At 48.7% G+C, this 17561-nt stretch carries 18 protein-coding genes and 1 pseudogene; 10 read left to right on the top strand and 9 right to left on the bottom strand.

The window, feature by feature from the left end:
• Window positions 1-92: 92 nt before the first annotated feature.
• Window positions 93-758: a DnaA regulatory inactivator Hda gene (hda, locus tag LG219_RS07380; protein ID WP_226763875.1), complete on the bottom strand. Its 666-nt coding sequence runs from the start codon at window positions 756-758 to the stop codon at window positions 93-95.
• 222 nt (window positions 759-980) lie between these two features.
• Between hda and purM the strand changes: the two genes are divergently transcribed.
• From purM to LG219_RS07360, 4 genes are all read left to right on the top strand, one after another.
• Entirely contained in the window at window positions 981-2018 is a 1038-nt protein-coding gene (gene purM / locus LG219_RS07375; protein WP_226763874.1) for a phosphoribosylformylglycinamidine cyclo-ligase, read from the top strand.
• A 198-nt stretch (window positions 2019-2216) separates the two neighbouring features.
• Entirely contained in the window at window positions 2217-2855 is a 639-nt protein-coding gene (purN, locus tag LG219_RS07370) for a phosphoribosylglycinamide formyltransferase (RefSeq protein WP_226763873.1), read from the top strand.
• A gap of 3 nt (window positions 2856-2858) precedes the next feature.
• Window positions 2859-4076 carry a DUF3108 domain-containing protein gene (locus tag LG219_RS07365; protein ID WP_226763872.1) on the top strand — a complete coding sequence of 406 codons (1218 nt, stop codon included), beginning with the start codon at window positions 2859-2861 and terminating at the stop codon, window positions 4074-4076.
• Window positions 4077-4143: 67 nt separating this feature from the next.
• Window positions 4144-5466 carry an RsmB/NOP family class I SAM-dependent RNA methyltransferase gene (locus LG219_RS07360; protein ID WP_226763871.1) on the top strand — a complete coding sequence of 441 codons (1323 nt, stop codon included), beginning with the start codon at window positions 4144-4146 and terminating at the stop codon, window positions 5464-5466.
• Between the two features lie 74 nt (window positions 5467-5540).
• On the opposite strand, the gene LG219_RS07355 is transcribed toward LG219_RS07360, so the two are convergent.
• The 7 genes and pseudogenes from LG219_RS07355 to LG219_RS07325 form a co-directional block, all read right to left on the bottom strand.
• The gene (locus LG219_RS07355) at window positions 5541-5963 is read right to left on the bottom strand and encodes a ClpXP protease specificity-enhancing factor (protein WP_226763870.1); all 423 of its coding nucleotides are present in this window, start codon (window positions 5961-5963) and stop codon (window positions 5541-5543) included.
• 56 nt (window positions 5964-6019) lie between these two features.
• Entirely contained in the window at window positions 6020-6625 is a 606-nt protein-coding gene (locus tag LG219_RS07350) for a glutathione S-transferase N-terminal domain-containing protein (protein ID WP_226763869.1), read from the bottom strand.
• Window positions 6626-6785: 160 nt separating this feature from the next.
• Complete coding sequence (locus tag LG219_RS07345) at window positions 6786-7544, bottom strand: cytochrome c1 (protein ID WP_226763868.1); 759 nt, start codon at window positions 7542-7544, stop codon at window positions 6786-6788.
• A gap of 19 nt (window positions 7545-7563) precedes the next feature.
• A pseudogene (locus LG219_RS07340) lies at window positions 7564-8829 on the bottom strand (cytochrome b); the annotation flags it as partial.
• A 14-nt stretch (window positions 8830-8843) separates the two neighbouring features.
• Entirely contained in the window at window positions 8844-9425 is a 582-nt protein-coding gene (gene petA / locus LG219_RS07335; RefSeq protein ID WP_226763867.1) for a ubiquinol-cytochrome c reductase iron-sulfur subunit, read from the bottom strand.
• A 114-nt stretch (window positions 9426-9539) separates the two neighbouring features.
• Window positions 9540-9791: a hypothetical protein gene (locus LG219_RS07330; RefSeq protein ID WP_226763866.1), complete on the bottom strand. Its 252-nt coding sequence runs from the start codon at window positions 9789-9791 to the stop codon at window positions 9540-9542.
• A gap of 230 nt (window positions 9792-10021) precedes the next feature.
• A complete protein-coding gene (locus LG219_RS07325) occupies window positions 10022-10774 on the bottom strand; it encodes a Nif3-like dinuclear metal center hexameric protein (RefSeq protein ID WP_250647233.1) in 753 nt (250 codons plus the stop codon).
• Between the two features lie 16 nt (window positions 10775-10790).
• Here LG219_RS07325 and LG219_RS07320 point away from each other — a divergent pair, with 16 nt between their 5' ends.
• Entirely contained in the window at window positions 10791-11924 is a 1134-nt protein-coding gene (locus LG219_RS07320) for a Do family serine endopeptidase (RefSeq protein WP_226763865.1), read from the top strand.
• Between the two features lie 124 nt (window positions 11925-12048).
• Here the strand turns inward: LG219_RS07320 and LG219_RS07315 are convergent, their stop codons facing one another.
• Window positions 12049-14052 carry a monovalent cation:proton antiporter family protein gene (locus tag LG219_RS07315; protein WP_226763864.1) on the bottom strand — a complete coding sequence of 668 codons (2004 nt, stop codon included), beginning with the start codon at window positions 14050-14052 and terminating at the stop codon, window positions 12049-12051.
• Between the two features lie 144 nt (window positions 14053-14196).
• On the opposite strand from LG219_RS07315, the gene LG219_RS07310 reads away from it, so the two are divergent.
• The 5 genes from LG219_RS07310 to lptB all read left to right on the top strand — a co-directional run bounded on the left by LG219_RS07310 (window position 14197) and on the right by lptB (window position 17561).
• On the top strand, window positions 14197-15183 hold the full coding sequence (locus tag LG219_RS07310; protein ID WP_226763997.1) for a KpsF/GutQ family sugar-phosphate isomerase: 987 nt from the start codon (window positions 14197-14199) through the stop codon (window positions 15181-15183).
• Between the two features lie 86 nt (window positions 15184-15269).
• Window positions 15270-15785, top strand: a complete 516-nt coding sequence (locus tag LG219_RS07305; protein ID WP_226763863.1) for a KdsC family phosphatase — start codon at window positions 15270-15272, stop codon at window positions 15783-15785.
• A gap of 9 nt (window positions 15786-15794) precedes the next feature.
• Complete coding sequence (gene lptC / locus LG219_RS07300) at window positions 15795-16391, top strand: LPS export ABC transporter periplasmic protein LptC (RefSeq protein ID WP_226763862.1); 597 nt, start codon at window positions 15795-15797, stop codon at window positions 16389-16391.
• Complete coding sequence (gene lptA, locus LG219_RS07295) at window positions 16348-16842, top strand: lipopolysaccharide transport periplasmic protein LptA (protein ID WP_226763861.1); 495 nt, start codon at window positions 16348-16350, stop codon at window positions 16840-16842. The genes lptC and lptA overlap by 44 nt, the downstream gene beginning before the upstream one ends.
• Entirely contained in the window at window positions 16839-17561 is a 723-nt protein-coding gene (gene lptB, locus LG219_RS07290; protein WP_226763860.1) for an LPS export ABC transporter ATP-binding protein, read from the top strand. The genes lptA and lptB overlap by 4 nt, the downstream gene beginning before the upstream one ends.

The following is a 17561-nucleotide window of genomic DNA, read 5'->3' as shown; positions in this document are numbered from 1 at the left end:
GCGATAGTTGACGCGATTCAGTGATGCGCGAAGTGACTTGTGCTGGGCCAATCTCTGCAACGATGCACGAGCAAAGTCAACGTCAACAGGCGCTAGTTTTTGAGTGCTTCGCGCAATAGGGCGAGCGTGACTGGGCGTTGCTTGGATAAAGACAGGGCGTTAATGGTGTCGATTTGCCGATACAGATTGGGCAGGTCGCGCTCGGCATGGCGCATTAAATAATCAACTTGCTCTTCGCTGAGCTCAAAACCCAAACTGCGCGCGTGGCGTTGTAATGCGGCGGCTTTATCGGTATCTGACAGCGTTTTGAGTTGATAAATCAAACCCCAACCCAAACGAGTGGTTAAGTCGTCGCGCAGCGGCAGCAACATCGGCGGTAAATGGCCGCTGACTAAAATCCGGCCATTGCCTTCACGCAGTGTATTGTAATGATCAAATAAAACGATTTGCTGCTCGGCGTCGAGGTTTTCGACATTATCAACAATCAACGCCGCATTGCTGGCAAGGGTCTGCGGCAGCATATCGCGTTTGGCATTGACTAAATACACCGTGTGCGCGTCGATGAGTCGTTCTTTGGCCGCCGCGAGCAAATAGCTTTTACCTGCGCCGTGTTCACCCCAGATATAAATTGCGCGAACGGTACGATCGCCACTGGCCCATTGGCTGAGTTGAAACAGCAGCTCGGCGTTTTCTCCGCGCACAAAATCATCAAAACTTTTCGGTTGTGGCAGGTGCAGATCAAGGACGAGCTGATTCATTCAGGGCGACCTTGTCGGTTTTGGAGGCAATTTATGCGCTGAAAACGCATTCTTCCTGTGAATGGGGGCAGGCGAAGTGTCAATTTTGATATAAAATGCGTGGTTTAGCTGATGTGCTCTCTATTCTAACGCACACGGCGGGTGTTTTGACAGTCAATGAGTTAACTCATTACCAAGCCATCCGCGCTCAGCCCAGATCACTCCAGTACGAGGCCTTAATCCATGTCCAAACAAAGTCTGAGTTACCGCGATGCCGGTGTTGATATCGACGCTGGTGACCAGCTCGTTGAAAACATCAAACCGTTTGCTAAACGTACGATGCGCCCAGAAGTGCTTGGCGGCATCGGCGGTTTTGGCGCGCTGGTTGAAATCAGCAAAAAATTCCAAGAGCCGGTGTTGGTGTCTGGCACCGATGGTGTGGGCACTAAACTCAAACTCGCATTCGAGCTCAATCGTCACGATACCGTGGGGATTGATTTGGTGGGTATGAGTGTGAATGATATTTTGGTGCAAGGCGCTGAGCCATTGTTCTTTCTTGATTATTTTGCTTGCGGCAAGTTGGACGTTGCCAGCGCGACTGAAGTCATCAAAGGCATTGCAGCGGGTTGCGAGCAAGCCGGTTGCGCTTTAACGGGCGGCGAAACCGCTGAAATGCCAGGGATGTACCCAGTTGGCGAATACGACTTGGCGGGTTTTGCCGTTGGCGTCGTTGAAAAAAGCAAAATCATCGACGGCACGACGATTGCTGCTGGCGACGTGGTGTTGGGCTTGGCATCCAATGGCGCGCACTCAAATGGTTATTCGCTGATTCGCAAAATCTTGCATTTGGCCGATGCCGACTACGCGGCAGAATTTGATGGCGGCAAGAGCTTGGGCGATGTGGTGATGGCACCTACGCGCATCTATGTGAAACCATTGTTGAAACTCATGGCTGAAATGACGGTCAAAGGCATGGCACACATTACTGGCGGCGGCATTACTGAGAACGTTCCGCGCGTATTGCCAGCCAATGTCGTGGCGCAAATCGATGCGGCTAGCTGGACGATGCCAAAATTGTTCCAATGGTTGCAAACAGAAGGCAATGTTGCGCCACAAGAAATGTACAAAACCTTTAACTGCGGCGTGGGCATGGTGGTGATTATGTCGGCGCAAGACGCAGCTGCAGCAACGGCATTGCTCGAAGCTGAAGGCGAAACGGTTTACCAAATGGGTACAGTTCGCGCTCGCGTGGGTGAAGAGCATCAAACACAAGTGGCGTAAGTTACAGCGCAGCTGATCGCGAATGGGTAGGCAAACATTAATATGGATGCCGGCCTTTTTTGCGAGGTGCTAGGCGAGACCAAGGTCGGTCTCGCTTTTTTATTTTTAAATCCATCGTATGACGTTTAGTGGGTATACGAATGTAGCCTTTTTAGTATCTAGCTTGTATTCATATACCTCACTTATTGTTTAAAATTTATGCCAAAAAATATTGTTATTTTAATTTCAGGTCGTGGCAGCAATATGCAGTCGATTGTGAACGCACAGATTGCCGGCGCGCAGATTGCGGCGGTGATTTCCAATCGGCCCGATGCTGCTGGATTGGCATGGGCGGCTGAGCGTGGCATTACCACGGCGGTGCTCGACCATAAAGCCTTTGCGGGGCGCGACGCGTTTGATGCGGCGTTGCAAAACTTGATTGATGGCTTTGCGCCAGATTTGGTGGTGCTGGCTGGATTTATGCGGATCTTAACTGCTGATTTTGTGAAGCATTACGCCAATCGTTTGATCAATGTGCATCCTTCATTATTGCCGGCGTTTATCGGTGTGAATACCCATCAACGGGCGATTGATGAAGGCGTTAAATTAGCTGGTTGCACCGTGCATTTTGTGACGGCCGAGCTCGATAGCGGGCCGATTATTGCGCAGGCCGCCGTGCCGGTACTGCTGGACGATAGTGCCGATAGTTTGGCGCAACGGATTTTGCAGCAAGAGCATCAGCTGTATCCCAAAGTGGTGCAATGGTTTGTATCGGGTCAGCTTGAAGTGCTGGGCTCGCGGGTACGCGTCAGCGCGGGCAATGATGCGGCCGCTTTTTTGCAAGCGCCGGGTGGCTAAAGGATGAAAATTTGGCGCTATCTATTGGGATTGGCTTTGCTGGCTTCGGTGTTGCTGCATTTGGGCTTGCTGCTGGCTGGGCCGATTTATGATTGGTGGACGCAGCCGGAGTTTGAGCAAACTGCGCTGAGAAAAACCGAGCGTAAATTGGCCGAACAAAGCTTAGACGAGAGCGAAAAACCGGCTGAGCTGGCGAATGTGAAAGCAGCTGATCAGCAACAAGTGTTTTTAGCGCCACTTTATACAACTAAAAATATCGTTAAACCAATAGCAACGAAAGTCGCCAGCGCGGAGCCAAAGCCGCGACTCAATACCGCATCAAAACCGGCTGCGCTTGTCGCATCCGAAGTCGTTGTTGCTTCCGCCGTGGCTAGCGAAAACATGCCGGTGAGCGTCGATGGCAGTGATAGTTTGGGCGTGAATGTCGCCAGTGCGGTGGCAGAAAATCAAGCCGCCAGTAGCAGTCAGCCGGCAGTCGCCGCCACTGCGGTGGCCGAGTCAGCGAGTAAGGTGGCCAATAAAGCCTCGCGGGTGATGGCGCAACTGAATCGTGAAGCGAGTAAACGCTTTCCCAAAGTGGTGGATATTGGCTATTACTGGACGGTGTTTGATGCGCGAATGCAGTGGAAAATCGATAAAGATCAATATGTTTTGCGCTTACAAGCCAATCCAGTCGGCAAAAAAATTGAGTATTTGAGTGAAGGCAAAATTAGCGCCAAACAGGGTGTTACGCCAATTCGCTTTGCCGATTTGAGTTTGGGCTCAAGCGTACCTAAAAATTCGGTTGATTTTAATTGGGCCACGCAAACTGCCGTGGTCGGGCCACCGAATGCTCAAAAAACCGAGCCTTTAGAGGCAGGTGACCAAGATTTATTGTCTGCCGCCTTGCATTTGGCGCTGATGGGCAGCCGACAAACGAGCTATGGCATGTCCTTGTTCAGTGGCAAAAAACGCTACCCTGATGTGGTATTTGAACTAAAAGGCGAGGCCACTTTGACTTTAGGCACCACTAAAGTCGATGCGGTTTTGATGCGCGCACAATGGAGTGATCGCCAAGTTGATTTTTGGTTGGCACCGGAATGGAATAATCTGCCGGTGAAAATGTCGGTCAATTTAGGCAAAGATGGTAGTTTTGAAATTTTGGCCAAGGAAGTGACGTTGGATGGGCGTAAAGTGCTAGAGTGGATTAGCCCGCAAAATCAGCAGCAGCGCCGACCTTAATGTCGATGATCAGTAATGAATGAGCGCTCATTTGAGTGTGAAACGTATTTAATAAAGAGAGTAAATCATGACCCCTATTCAGCTTTCCGCTACTTTGGATGTGCTTAACGCCGCGCTGGGTTTTAATGCGCCTGCTGATGCCGTGGTTTCACGCCATTTTCGTGAAAATAAAAATCTAGGCCCTAAAGATCGTGCCGTCGTGGCTGAAACCGTGTTTGGTGTATTGCGCCATTTGCCACAGCTCGATTGGTTAGCCGGTGGTGATGCAGGGAGCAAATTACCGAGCACACGCGATTTATTGTTGGCGTTTTTTACCCGCATAAAGCATTTAAATCTGCGTGAGTTGCCAGGCGTATTTGGTGATAATGATAAAGAACGTGCTGCTGGTATGAAGGGTATGTCGCTGCGTGATGCACCACTCCACGTGCGTGCAGCATTACCCCAGTGGGCGATTGATGCGCTGTTGGCTTCAGGTAAAACCGAAGATGAAGTCTTGGCTTTGGGTCAGTCGATGCTGCAAGCGGCACCGCTCGATTTGCGGGTGAATGGCATTAAAGCCAAGCGCGATGCCGTGGCCGCAGAATTAAAAGCTGCTGGCGATATTAATACCACGCCAACGCCATTTTCACCGTGGGGTTTACGCGTTGAAGGCAAACCGGCGATTAATAAATACAAAGCGTTTATGGAAGGCCGCGTTGAAGTGCAAGACGAAGGGAGTCAGTTGTTGGGCTTACTGTGTGGCGCAAAACGCGGTCAAATGGTGGCGGATTTTTGCGCTGGTGCCGGTGGCAAAACATTATTGCTGGGCGCAATGATGCAAAATACTGGCCGCTTATATGCGTTTGATATTTCAGAAAAACGACTGTCAAACCTGAAACCACGCTTGTCGCGTTCGGGTTTGTCGAACGTGCATCCGCAATTGATTTCGAGTGAAACGGATCAAAAAATCAAGCGTTTGGCTGGCAAAATGGACGTGGTTTTAGTGGATGCACCGTGTTCTGGTATGGGCACATTGCGCCGCAATCCTGACCTTAAAGCGCGTCAAACGGCTGAGGGCGTATTGGAATTAAATGCCAAGCAAAGCAGTATTTTGAAATCAGCAGCGCGCATGGTAAAAGCCGGCGGTCGTCTGGTGTATGCCACATGCAGCTTCTTGCCGAGTGAAAATGAAGCGATTGTGGCTCAATTTTTAGCCAATCATACCGATTTCCAATTGCTTGATGCGCGTGAAGTCTTGAAAAAAGAGCGCGTTGAGATTGAATTGGCGAATGAATATTTGCAACTCACACCACAGCAGCACCATACCGACGCCTTTTTTGCTGCGGTGATGACGCGAGTAGTACCGACGGCGGTTGTTGCCCCTGCTGAAGAAACGCCAGCAGCTGAATAAATAAGCACCAGCCAATAAAAAAGACCCGCAAGGGTCTTTTTTATTGGCTGAACTTTTATTATCTGAACAGTTACTTATTTTACGACGCGTAATTGCGGCTTGCCGGTTGGGCGCGGCGGCGGGTCTTTTGGATCGTCCGATGATTCTGGCGCGCTTTCTGGTGCGCTATCGGCTTCTGCAAAATTATCTTCGTATTCAAAGCCCATTCCTTCGCCATTTTCGCGCGAAAAAATAGAAATCACTGCGCCGACAGGGATGGCGATATCGCGTGATACGCCATTAAATCGAGCCGAAAATTGAATAAAGTCATTGGCTAGCTCTAAATTTCGGCAAGCGCTATAGCTAATATTGAGGACGATTTCACCGTTTTTAACGTATTCCATCGGCACTTGCATCTGGCCGCGAACTGCAACGACTAAAAAGGGGGTGAAGCCTTGGTCGGTGCACCATTCATGGATCGCACGTAATAAATAAGGTTTGGTTGACACGATTTGCATAAGATTCTCCGTGAGCAGTGTGAGGTGGGGCTTGCGCCTCACACCTCTTCACAGCATTACTTGCGCATTGCTTTTTCGTTGGCAGTCAATGAGTCAATGAATGCTTCGCGGCTAAATAAACGCTCAGCATATTTCATCACTGGCGCTAAGCCTTTGGTGACTTCGATACCGTAGTGCTCAAAGCGCCATAGTAGTGGTGCGATGGCAACGTCGAGCATTGAGAATTCTTCACCCAAGATAAATTTTTGCTTGGTAAATAGCGGCGCGATTTGCGTTAAATTATCACGGATGGTCGTGCGTGCTAGTTCAAGCGCTTTTTTGCTTGAGCTGCTGTCTTCGAGGGTTTTAACGTGGATAAATAACTCGCGTTCCAAATTAAAGAGCATCAAGCGAGCACGAGCGCGCATCACTGGATCGGCTGGCATTAATTGTGGGTGAGGAAAACGCTCATCAATATATTCATTGATAATGTTGGATTCGTACAATTGTAATTCACGCTCAACTAAGACCGGAACTTCATTGTAGGGGTTCATGATGGCTAAATCTTCGGGCTTGCTATGGATATCGACATCGAGAATCTCGAAATCCATTCCTTTTTCAAATAGTACAATGCGGCAGCGGTGACTAAATGGGCATGAGGTGCCAGAATATAATTTCATCATGAGGATGCCTATCAACTTTTAAGAATGAATGGGATTTTACTATTTTTGCAGCGCAATATCTAGCTGTTGTGCCATAAGTACTTGTTATTAAATAAGTAATTGCTAGGTTGTTGGCAATAAAAAAGGGCGGTTAATCCGCCCTTTAAATCGATTTCACACTTTAGTGAATGTCTTTCCAGTATTCTTTTTTCAATAAGTAAGTCAGAGGCACCAAGATAAACAATAAGAACAGTACGACGGCGTAGCCGATTTGTTCACGTTTAACTTGAGCAGGTTCTGACATATACGTCATGAAATTGACCAAGTCACCAACACGCTGATCAAATTCTTTGTTGTCATAGCCGCCGCTTTCAGTGCCTCGGGTTAAGAGGCCCGGTTGCGCCAGCTTAAGGCTATGCACTTCGTGCTCGCCTTCTTTTTTGACTTCTAGAATTTGCTGACCTTGCAGTTGCCAAAGTACGTTTGGCATGCCGACTTTATCAAATACTGTGTTGTTCCAGCCAGTAGGGCGGGTGTCATCACGGTAAAAGCCGCGTAAGTAGGTATACAGCCAATCAGAGCCACGTGAGCGTGCAATTAAAGACAGATCAGGCGGTGTTGCACCGAACCAAGCTTTGCCTTCTTTGGCATCCATCGCGACTTTCATTGGATTGCCAATTTTGTCGGTGGTGAACATCAGATTTTTTTCGATCTGCTCTTTAGTTAAGCCAATGCCTTCGAGGCGGTTATAGCGCATCGCTACCGCGCCATGACAGCTAAGACAGTAGTTCACAAAAGTTTGTGCACCCCGTTGCAAGCTTTCGGCATTACGCAAATCAATCGGCGCTTTGTCCAGTGCCACACCACCACCAGAGGCTTGACTGTTGATTGACACTGCAGCAAGCAAGGCAAATAGTAAGTGATTAATAATTTTTTTCATGCTCCCCGCCTTATCTCGTTGTTACGCGGTCAGGAACCGGTTTCGTTTTATCGATCTTGGTATACCAAGGCATTGCGATAAAGAATAAGAAATAAATGACTGATAACACTTGCGACAAAATCGTGCCAATTGTCGTTGGTGCTTGTGTCCCTAAGTAGCCCAAACCTAAGAAGGAAATGACAAACAGGGTCAGTGCAAATTTATAAATCGGTCCGCGATAGCGAATTGATTTTACCGGTGAACGATCAAGCCAAGGCAAGGCCGCAATAATCATGGTTGCTGCGCCCATGGCCAATACGCCCCAGACTTGCGAACCAAAGAACGAGGGTACCGCACGCAAAATCGCGTAGAACGGGGTGAAATACCAAACGGGTGCAATATGCGCGGGTGTTTTTAAGGCGTCCGCTGGGTCAAAGTTTGGCGCTTCTAAGAAATAACCGCCCATCTCTGGTGCAAAGAACAAGATGGCAGTAAAGACAACCAAGAATACCGAAACACCAAAAATGTCTTTCACCGTGTAATACGGGTGAAACGGAATCCCATCGAGTGGAATGCCAGTTTTTGGATCTTTATTCTTTTTGATCTCGACACCGTCAGGATTGTTTGAGCCAACTTCGTGCAAAGCCACCAAATGTGCGACCACCAAGGCCAGTAACACTAGCGGTACGGCGATCACGTGTAAGGCAAAAAAGCGATTCAATGTTGCATCAGAAACGACAAAGTCACCCCGAATCAGCTCAGATAAATCTGGACCAATGACAGGGATTGAAGCAAACAAGTTCACAATGACTTGTGCGCCCCAAAATGACATTTGGCCCCAAGGCAATAGATAGCCTAGGAATGCTTCAGCCATCAGGCACAAGAAAATCATCATGCCAAAAATCCAGATCAATTCACGGGGTTTTTGGTATGAGCCATAAATCAGGCCACGGAACATATGCAGGTAGACCACGACAAAAAACATCGAAGCGCCCGTTGAGTGCATATAGCGAATCACCCAGCCGCCAGCCACATCGCGCATGATGTATTCAACTGAGGCAAAAGCGACCGAAATATTGGTGCCCGGAATCAAATTGCCATCCGGTTTGTAGTTCATGGTCAAGAAAATACCGGTCACAATTTGAATGACCAAGACCATCATGGCGAGCGAGCCAAAGAAGTACCAAAAATTAAAGTTTTTTGGTGCGTAATATTCGGAAATATGTGCTTTCCAAGTCGATGTCAGCGGAAAACGCTCATCCACCCAGCCGAGTACTTTTTCGGGCACTTGATCTAGTTTGCTCATGTCTTCTCCCTTTATTAAGCTTCACCAACCAACAGTCGAGTGTCGGTTAGATATTTGTGTTCTGGGATAATTAAGTTGGTTGGCGCAGGGACACCTAAGAATACGCGGCCAGCCAAATCAAATTTGGAACCATGACAAGGGCAATAAAATCCACCAAGCCACTCTGGACCCAAATCAGCAGGCGCTAAATCTGGACGGAAAGTGGGTGAACAGCCCAAATGCGTACAGACGCCGACAGCGACCCAGATTTCAGGCTTAATCGAACGTGTTGCATTATGACAATACAGCGGTTGGTGATCGACAATAGAGCTCGGATCAGCCAGCTTAGGATCATTTTTGGGTAAGAGAGCCAGCATTTCTGGGGTGCGTTTGACGACCCAAACTGGTTTGCCGCGCCATTCAATGGTGATCTTTTGTCCCGGTTCTAGTTTGCTAATATCGACTTCGACCGATGCACCTGCCGCTTTAGCCCGTTCTGATGGGAAAAAGCTGGCAATAAACGGTACTGCGATTCCTGCTGCCGCTGCACCACCAGCGGCACTGGTCGCGATCAGCAAAAATCGTCTTTTACTATTATCTACTTGTTGGTCACTCATAACCCAATCCCTGATTGACTGAACGCAATATCTTTTAAAGTAGCAAATTCTACCTGAAAGAAGCTTGGAACTTAAAGCAGCTTTACTCGTCTGATGCTGCATTTTTACAAAAAGTCAGCGTTTTGTAGCGATTTTGGCATAGAGCGCCAATTCTTCCGCCAGTTTGTCGGCTAAAGCATGGGTGATTTCTTGAACGCTTTCTTGTGGACTACCAGGGTTACTGATTTGAAAAACCCGCACATTGACTCGCCAGCCTTGCTCGGCTTGGGTCAAAATATACTGCATGCGAGCTTCGGTTGGGATGCTGGTATTGCTCATTGGCATCATCAATTCCACTCTTTGCTTGCTTCGGCTGCGAATTTTCATGCCCTTATCGGTGCGATATTTGATGATATCTTCGAGGATGGCTTTGTTGCTGCGAGCTGGAATAATGATACTGGGACTGAGCTGGTTTTTACTTACAGATGAGGTGTTGTTGGAGTTTGAGTTTGATTGCTCAGAGGGCGAAATTGTAGTGCAAGCACTGATAATGCTCGCAATCAGTATGATACTTAGCGTGTGAACTGAGCGCAAAATTTGCAAATTGTAAGCGATTTTCATACAGGGTTATCCAAATCAAGATGGGTATGCTGGAGGCCAAACTGCTGCGCGAGATGTTGTCCTAGTGCGGCGATGCCGTAACGTTCGGTCGCGTGATGGCCTGCCGCAATAAAACTAACGCCGCTCTCTTTGGCAAGGTGGGTGACAAATTCGGAGGCTTCTCCAGTGATGAAGCAATCCACCGCTAAATTGGCGACCTCGTGGAAATAACCTTGCGCACCACCGGTGCACCAAGCAACATGACGTACGATTTGATCGGCAGGCCCAATGCCCAGTGGTTGGCGATTTAGGGCGACGGCAATGTGTCGCGTAAAAGTATCAAAAGACATCGGTACGGGTAATTCGCCGAGCCAAACTAAATTTTGTTCACCGCAGCGTCCTGTTGGTATCAGGCCCAGCTGTTTGGCTAATTGAGCGTTATTTCCGAGTTCGGGATGAGCGTCGAGCGGTAAATGATAGCCAAATAAGTTTAAATCGGCGGCCAGTAAGGCTGCAATGCGTTGTTTTTTAGTGCGTACAATGGGCAATGCTTCGTTTTTCCAAAAAAATCCATGATGCACGAGCAGCGCATCGGCATTGAGCGCAATAGCGGCATCAATGAGCGCTTGCGAAGCGGTCACGCCTGTGACGATATGTTGTATTCGATTGCGGCCCTCAACTTGCAATCCATTGGGTGCATAGTCCTTAAATTGCGCAACTGATAATAGTTGGGCAAGGTAAGCTTCTAATTCTTGACGTTGTATAGGCATAAAAGATCTACGAGATATGAAAAAACTTTGGTTGATTTTCGCACAAACGACCACGATCGGTTTAGCCATCTGGTTTTTGTTTTCGGTATTAAGTCCAGCACCAACGCCACCTGCGGTGGTTACGGTGAAAGAGGTGATTGCTTCGGCGCCGGTTTCGAGCGAGCTTTCTTATCGTGGCGCGGCCAAGCGGGCAAAAGCGGCGGTGGTTAATATTTACACCTCTAAAGAGGTGAAGTCGGGACGTCGAGCCTTATTTAATGATCCGGTGTTAAAACGCTTTTTTGGTGAGCGAGATGGCGAAGATGGCAATAAAGCATCGAGCTTGGGTTCTGGCGTTTTAGTGTCGCCACAAGGCTATATCGTGACCAATAATCACGTGGTGGAGTCGGCCGCAGAGATTGAAGTGGCGCTGGCTGATGGCCGTACTGCGACAGCTAAATTAATTGGCAGCGACCCCGAAACCGATTTGGCGGTGATTAAAATTGATCTGGATCAGTTATCCGCTATTGATTTTGCCAATGTCGATCAGGCCGAGATTGGCGATGTGGTACTGGCCATCGGTAATCCATTTGGCGTTGGTCAAACGGTGACGATGGGCATTATTTCTGCTTTAGGCCGCAGTGAATTAGGAATTAACACCTTTGAAAATTTTATTCAAACCGATGCCGCTATTAATCCGGGTAATTCGGGAGGTGCTTTGGTGGATGTACATGGCAATTTATTGGGGATTAACACCGCTATTTTCTCTAAAACGGGCGGTTCACTCGGTATTGGCTTTGCAATCCCTGCCAATATTGTCAAGCAAGTGATGGATGCCATTATTAAAGACGGTAGTGTCACTCGTGGTTGGCTGGGGATTGAGGTGCAAGATGTGACGCCAGATTTAGCCGCTTCGCTCAAGCTTGAGTCTAGCAAAGGCGCTTTGATTGCGGGGGTGGTTCGCAATGGCCCCGCTGCGGTGGCAGGGATTCGTCCGGGGGATGTTTTGCTTCATATTGATGGTAAAGAAGTGAGTAATTCAGCACAAATGTTGAATTCAATCGCGGCATTACCGCCAGAGCAATCAACGCCGATTACCGTCATTCGCCAAGGCGAACCCATCACTTTAAATGCCAAAATTGGCATGCGGCCTAAATTTAGTCGCCGCTGATGGATTGACACAATGAAAAGCACCGCTGAAGTCTGCGGTGCTTTTTTTATGTCACATCGGTGATGAAATGAGCCCCTTGCTGGCCAATTGATCGCATTGGACGGCTTGGCCGGTGTGTTGTGCCTTATCCTTGCAGCAGCAGCATCTCGGCGGCTGCTAAATTGTCTTGCTCTCCAAGAAGGACTAACACATCGCCGCTATTGAGCTGGAAGCCCGCATCGGGCTGGATAGGGGGCATATTGCGGCGGCGAATGCTGCGAATTTCGACTTGGAATTGTTCTAGTTTGAGCTCGGCAATGGTGTAACCAATGGCGTGCGCATTTTGGGTGAGTTGCAAGGTGTGCAGACGTGGATAGCTACGGTCGCCTTCATCAGCCTCTTCATTCAGTCCGCGATAAAAGCCGCGAATCAATTGGTAGCGGGCTTCGCGAACTTCACGAATTCGGCGAATCACTTTGTTGAGCGGCACCCCCAACAGCATCATGGTGTGAGAAGCCAGCATCAAACTACCTTCCATGATTTCGGCAACGACTTCGGCTGCGCCAGCGTTTTTAAGTAAATCAATATCGCTATCGTCTTGCGTGCGCACAATGACGGGGATTTCAGGGCGAATTTGATGGGCTAACTCAAGGATTTTCATCGCTGAATGCGTGTCGGCATAAGTCACAATGATGGCGCGCGCGCGCATCAAGCCGGCGGCGAGTAACACTTCGCGTTTAGCGGCATCCCCAAATACCACCGATTCACCCGCCGCAGTGGCTTCACGCACTTTTTCTGGGTCTAAATCAAGGGCAAAAAAGTGTATGTCTTCTTGCGTCAAAATACGCGCTAAAGATTGGCCGCTACGGCCAAACCCACACAAAATCACGTGGCCATTGGCAGCCATACTGCGCACGGCAATATTGTGCAGATTGGCGGCGAGATTCATCCATTCAGAACTGGCTAGGCGAAGTACCAGCTTGTCAGAATGCTGGATTAAAAATGGGGTAATGAGCATCGACAGAATCACTCCAGCAGTGACCGCTTGCAGTACATTGCTTGGCACTAAGCCGCCTTGTGCGGTGAGTGCCAGCAAAACAAAAGCAAATTCGCCGCCCTGACCGAGTGCAAATCCCGTGCGTAATGAGGTGCCTGCGGTATTGCCAAAAAGCCGAGCTAAGCCGGCAATAAGGGCGACTTTGATTGGGCCTAGCAGCAATAAGCTGGCCAGCACGATTCCCCATTCTGAAATTAAGATGCTGAAGTTTAAATTCATCCCAACGGTGACGAAAAACAAGCCGAGTAATAAATCGCGAAAAGGGCGAATGTCGTCCTCCACTTGATAGCGATACTCGGTTTCTGCAATCAGCATGCCGGCTAAAAATGCCCCTAAAGCCAGCGACAACCCCGCTTGCTCAGTCAGCCATGCCGTGCCGAGCGTGACCAATAAAATATTGATCATAAATAACTCGCTGGCATGTTGTTTGGCGACCAGATTAAACCAAGGCCGCATGATTTTTTGCCCTAGCGAGAGCAGTACCGCCAAGACAAAGACGATTTTAATCGCGGCTAAAAATAGCGAAAACAGCAGTTGGTCAACTTGGATGTTGAGCCATGGAATGGTGATGCTGCCATCGGGCAAGCTTAGGGCGGGGATAATAATGAGGAAAGGAACGACGGCTAAATCTTGAAACAACAAAATACCAATCGCATTTTGTCCGTGGGGCGCATTGAGCTCGCTGCGGTCACTGAGTAATTTTGACACCATCGCGGTGGAAGACATCGCTGCTGCGCCGCCAAGAATTAAGCCCGCCTTCCAATCTAAACCGGCAAATAAGACCGCGGCTGCGACGCAAATTAATACCGCAGCCACTTGTGCTGCGCCCAAACCAAACACAATTCGGCGCATGGCATTGAGTTTGGCGAGGTTAAATTCAAGCCCAAGCGTAAACATCAGAAAAACAATGCCGTATTCAGCCAAATGACTGGCTTCATCGCTCGATTGAATCAATCCCAAGGCATACGGGCCAATCAGCATCCCGACTAGTAAATAGCCGAGCATGGCCGGCAATTTGAGTTTGCGGCAGAGCACGACGGTGATCACTGCCGCAGCAAGCAGTACAAGAAAGGACTGTAAATTAATCGGCATGGGTTTCATTAGAGTGGAATGCAATTTCATTATAACTGAGCCGGCCCTGTTGCTGACGTACTGATTATTCACAGCCTACTGTTATCTAATGATGAGGTCTTTTATACTGCGGCATTGTTTATGCGCTAGGTGTGTTGCTCTGTGATGAATGCCATAGAATCAAAAGTTGCATGGTCGGCCTGTGATGTCGCGCAGCGAGTGCTGCAAATTGAAGCCGCCGCTATTTTGGCCGTGTCGACGCGTTTGGATGTCCAATTTGATCAAGCGTGTCAGCTCGCCCTGAGTTGTCGTGGGCGAATTGTGGTGATGGGGATGGGAAAATCGGGGCATGTGGCGCGAAAGATTGCCGCGACCATGGCCAGCACCGGTAGCCCCGCTTTTTTTGTCCACCCCGGTGAAGCCGCGCACGGTGATTTAGGCATGATTACTTCTGCGGATGTGGTGTTGGCCTTGTCCAATTCTGGCGAGAGTGATGAATTGGTCGCATTGCTTCCCAGTTTGAAGCGCTTGGCGATTCCGATTATTGCGATGACCGGCAATGTGAATTCGACGCTAAGTCAAGAATCCACCGTGCATTTGGATGTCGCGGTGAGCGAAGAGGCTTGCCCGTTGAATTTAGCACCAACGGCCAGCACCACGGTGGCTTTGGCGCTGGGTGATGCGCTGGCTGTGGCTTTGCTTGAGGCGCGTGGCTTTCAAGCTGAAGATTTTGCTTTGTCGCATCCTGGCGGCACTTTAGGGCGGCGCTTATTGGTGCATGTGCGTGATTTAATGCATCAGGGCGAGCGTCTACCGGTGGTGCGACAAGACTTACCATTGCGCGATGCTTTACTTGAGATTAGCCGTAAGGGTTTGGGAATGACGGCGGTGGTTGATGCGGCAGGATTATTGGTTGGTGTGTATACCGATGGTGATTTGCGGCGCACCTTAGATTTGGATGTGGATATTCGTACCACTCCGGTCAGTGCCGTAATGACGGCAAATCCTGCTACTATTGAGGCTTCGCGTCTGGCTGCTGAGGCGGTTCAGTTGATGGAATCACGACGAATTAATGGTTTATTGGTGCAAGATCAAGGCCGATTAGTCGGGGCATTAAATATGCATGACTTGTTACGTGCCCGCGTTGTTTGATAGGGTATTGCACCGAACGCAATGAAATACATGCCCTGCCATTAAATACCTATGTTGTGTTTAAAAATTTATACAAAGGAAGCTGAATGCTTGAGCAAGCAAAAAAAGTTCGTGTGATGATTTTTGACGTTGATGGCGTCATGACGGATGGGCGTTTGTATTACACCGATGCTGGCGAAGAGTTAAAAGCGTTTCATTCATTGGATGGGCATGGTTTAAAAATGTTGCAGCAAAGTGGCGTTCGACTGGCCATTATCACTGGCCGCACTTCAAGCTTACTCACGCATCGAACCCAGAACTTGGGTATCGACCTGGTTTATCAAGGTGCACACGATAAGTTGGCCACGTTTGCGCAACTGCTGTTAGATACCGGCGTTACGGCTGAGGAATGCGGCTATATGGGCGACGATGTCATTGATTTGCCGATTATGCGCCGCGTGCCATTTGCAGTTGCCGTACCGAATTCACCGACGATTGTTCGCCAGCACGCACATTACATTACAGGTAGCCAAGGTGGTTTGGGCGCGGTACGTGAAGTGTGCGATTTAATTATGCAATCGCAAAACACCTATGATGCTGCGATGGCGCCATATTTGCGCTAGGGGATTGGTTTGCGTAGTTTAACCACTTGGGTTTTACCCTTGCTTTTATTGCTTTTGGTCGGTAGTTTAATCTGGGCTTTAAGCCGTGTAGCCACTAATTTAACTGCCCCGCAGCGCTTGGATTTAAACGCTCCCGATTTAATTGCCGATGAAGGCGTATTACGTCGATATGACGAAACCGGTATGAAGCGTTCACAATTGCTCGCTAGTCGAGTCACGCATGTGCCGCTGCAAGATACCATGCTGTATGAAAAACCGGTGTTAACTCAAACGGAGGCCAGTAAGCCGACGATTGTGGTGATTGGCACTCGGGCAAAATCGATTCATAAGGGCTCAGAAACTTGGTTTTATGATGCCACTCAATTGCGTCGAGCGCCTTTCGAAGGCAACCCCGAATTGATAATCAATGGCCGTGATATTTGGATTGATGGTCAAGCTGAACTCGCCAAATCAGATCAGTTTGTCACCGCCGATATGGGTAAAAATCATGCCGAAGGCGTAGGTTTTATCGCCAATAATAAATTGCAAACCTTAGAACTTAAATCACAAGTAAAGATGACCTATGTCCCGACTCCTCGTCCTACCGCTGTTCGCCCTGCTCATTAACTCATGGTCTTATGCCGAAACGGCCGATCGTGAAAAGCCAATGAATATCACCGCGGATAATTGCGTTGCGGATCAAAAAAATTCGCAAACAGTCTGTACTGGCAATGTGATTGCGACGCAAGGCACGATGAATATGCGTGCCGACAAAGTGACCATGAGCGAAGATGCCTTTGGCAAGCAATACGCCAAAGGCGAAGGTCGTCCGGTGCGCTTTAAGCAAAAACTCGATAGCGGAGAAATGCTCGACGCCGAGTCTCTGCGCTTTGATTACGACGGTGCGAAAGGCGAAATGATATTAATCGATAAAGCTTGGGTTAAAAAAGGCCAAGATATCGTGATGGGTGACACGATTAACTACAATCTCAATACTGAGTTTTACCAGGCACAAAGTAAGCCGGGTAATCGAGTGAACATTACCATCAACCCGAAAAAGAAAGACGCCACCAAATGAGTGTGTTGAAAGCGCAGCATTTACAAAAATCCTATAAGAAACGCACCGTAGTGCGTGACGTTTCTTTAGAAGTCGCCAGCGGTGAAGTGGTCGGCCTATTGGGGCCCAATGGCGCCGGTAAAACCACCAGTTTTTATATGATTGTTGGCTTGGTTAAAATGGACGCTGGATGCATTGAGCTCGATGGTGTGGACGTCAGTCAGCAGCCCATTCATAAACGCGCTCGGCTCGGTTTAGGTTATCTACCGCAAGAAGCGTCAATTTTTCGCAAAATGACCGTCGCTGAAAATATTAAAGCGGTGCTTGAGCTGCATTACAGTCGTAAAGAAGAAATTGAGTCGCGTCTAGACGAGCTGCTGCATGATTTACATATCGCGCATTTGCGTGAAAGTGGCGCAATGAGTCTTTCGGGCGGGGAGCGCCGCCGCGTTGAAATCGCCCGCGCACTCGCTTCAAATCCACAATTTGTTTTGCTCGACGAGCCATTTGCGGGGGTCGATCCGATTGCGGTGATTGATATTCAGCGCATTATTGGTTTTTTAAAAGGGCGTGGGATTGGCGTTTTGATTACGGATCATAATGTTCGCGAAACCTTAGGGATTTGCGATCGTGCCTATATTATTTCTGAAGGTGCTGTGATGGCTGCAGGTAAGCCCGATGAAATTGTTAATAATGAAGATGTTCGCCAAGTTTATCTGGGCGAGCATTTTAAAATGTAG

The sequence above is a fragment of the Deefgea salmonis genome, from assembly GCF_020531905.1.
Taxonomy (GTDB): Bacteria; Pseudomonadota; Gammaproteobacteria; order Burkholderiales; family Chitinibacteraceae; genus Deefgea; species Deefgea salmonis.
The sequence above is the reverse complement of the archived record's forward strand: the minus strand, read 5'-3'. Positions and strand labels throughout refer to the sequence as shown.

Excerpts from the sequence above, each read along its gene's own strand:
- hda (WP_226763875.1), bottom strand. The coding sequence starts at position 758 with ATGAATCAGCTCGTCCTTGATCTGCACCTGCCACAACCGAAAAGTTTT.
- purM (WP_226763874.1), top strand. The coding sequence starts at position 981 with ATGTCCAAACAAAGTCTGAGTTACCGCGATGCCGGTGTTGATATCGAC.
- purN (WP_226763873.1), top strand. The coding sequence starts at position 2,217 with ATGCCAAAAAATATTGTTATTTTAATTTCAGGTCGTGGCAGCAATATG.
- LG219_RS07365 (WP_226763872.1), top strand. The coding sequence starts at position 2,859 with ATGAAAATTTGGCGCTATCTATTGGGATTGGCTTTGCTGGCTTCGGTG.
- LG219_RS07360 (WP_226763871.1), top strand. The coding sequence starts at position 4,144 with ATGACCCCTATTCAGCTTTCCGCTACTTTGGATGTGCTTAACGCCGCG.
- LG219_RS07355 (WP_226763870.1), bottom strand. The coding sequence starts at position 5,963 with ATGCAAATCGTGTCAACCAAACCTTATTTATTACGTGCGATCCATGAA.
- LG219_RS07350 (WP_226763869.1), bottom strand. The coding sequence starts at position 6,625 with ATGATGAAATTATATTCTGGCACCTCATGCCCATTTAGTCACCGCTGC.
- LG219_RS07345 (WP_226763868.1), bottom strand. The coding sequence starts at position 7,544 with ATGAAAAAAATTATTAATCACTTACTATTTGCCTTGCTTGCTGCAGTG.
- petA (WP_226763867.1), bottom strand. The coding sequence starts at position 9,425 with ATGAGTGACCAACAAGTAGATAATAGTAAAAGACGATTTTTGCTGATC.
- LG219_RS07330 (WP_226763866.1), bottom strand. The coding sequence starts at position 9,791 with ATGAAAATTCGCAGCCGAAGCAAGCAAAGAGTGGAATTGATGATGCCA.
- LG219_RS07325 (WP_250647233.1), bottom strand. The coding sequence starts at position 10,774 with ATGCCTATACAACGTCAAGAATTAGAAGCTTACCTTGCCCAACTATTA.
- LG219_RS07320 (WP_226763865.1), top strand. The coding sequence starts at position 10,791 with ATGAAAAAACTTTGGTTGATTTTCGCACAAACGACCACGATCGGTTTA.
- LG219_RS07315 (WP_226763864.1), bottom strand. The coding sequence starts at position 14,052 with ATGCCGATTAATTTACAGTCCTTTCTTGTACTGCTTGCTGCGGCAGTG.
- LG219_RS07310 (WP_226763997.1), top strand. The coding sequence starts at position 14,197 with ATGAATGCCATAGAATCAAAAGTTGCATGGTCGGCCTGTGATGTCGCG.
- LG219_RS07305 (WP_226763863.1), top strand. The coding sequence starts at position 15,270 with ATGCTTGAGCAAGCAAAAAAAGTTCGTGTGATGATTTTTGACGTTGAT.
- lptA (WP_226763861.1), top strand. The coding sequence starts at position 16,348 with ATGTCCCGACTCCTCGTCCTACCGCTGTTCGCCCTGCTCATTAACTCA.
- lptB (WP_226763860.1), top strand. The coding sequence starts at position 16,839 with ATGAGTGTGTTGAAAGCGCAGCATTTACAAAAATCCTATAAGAAACGC.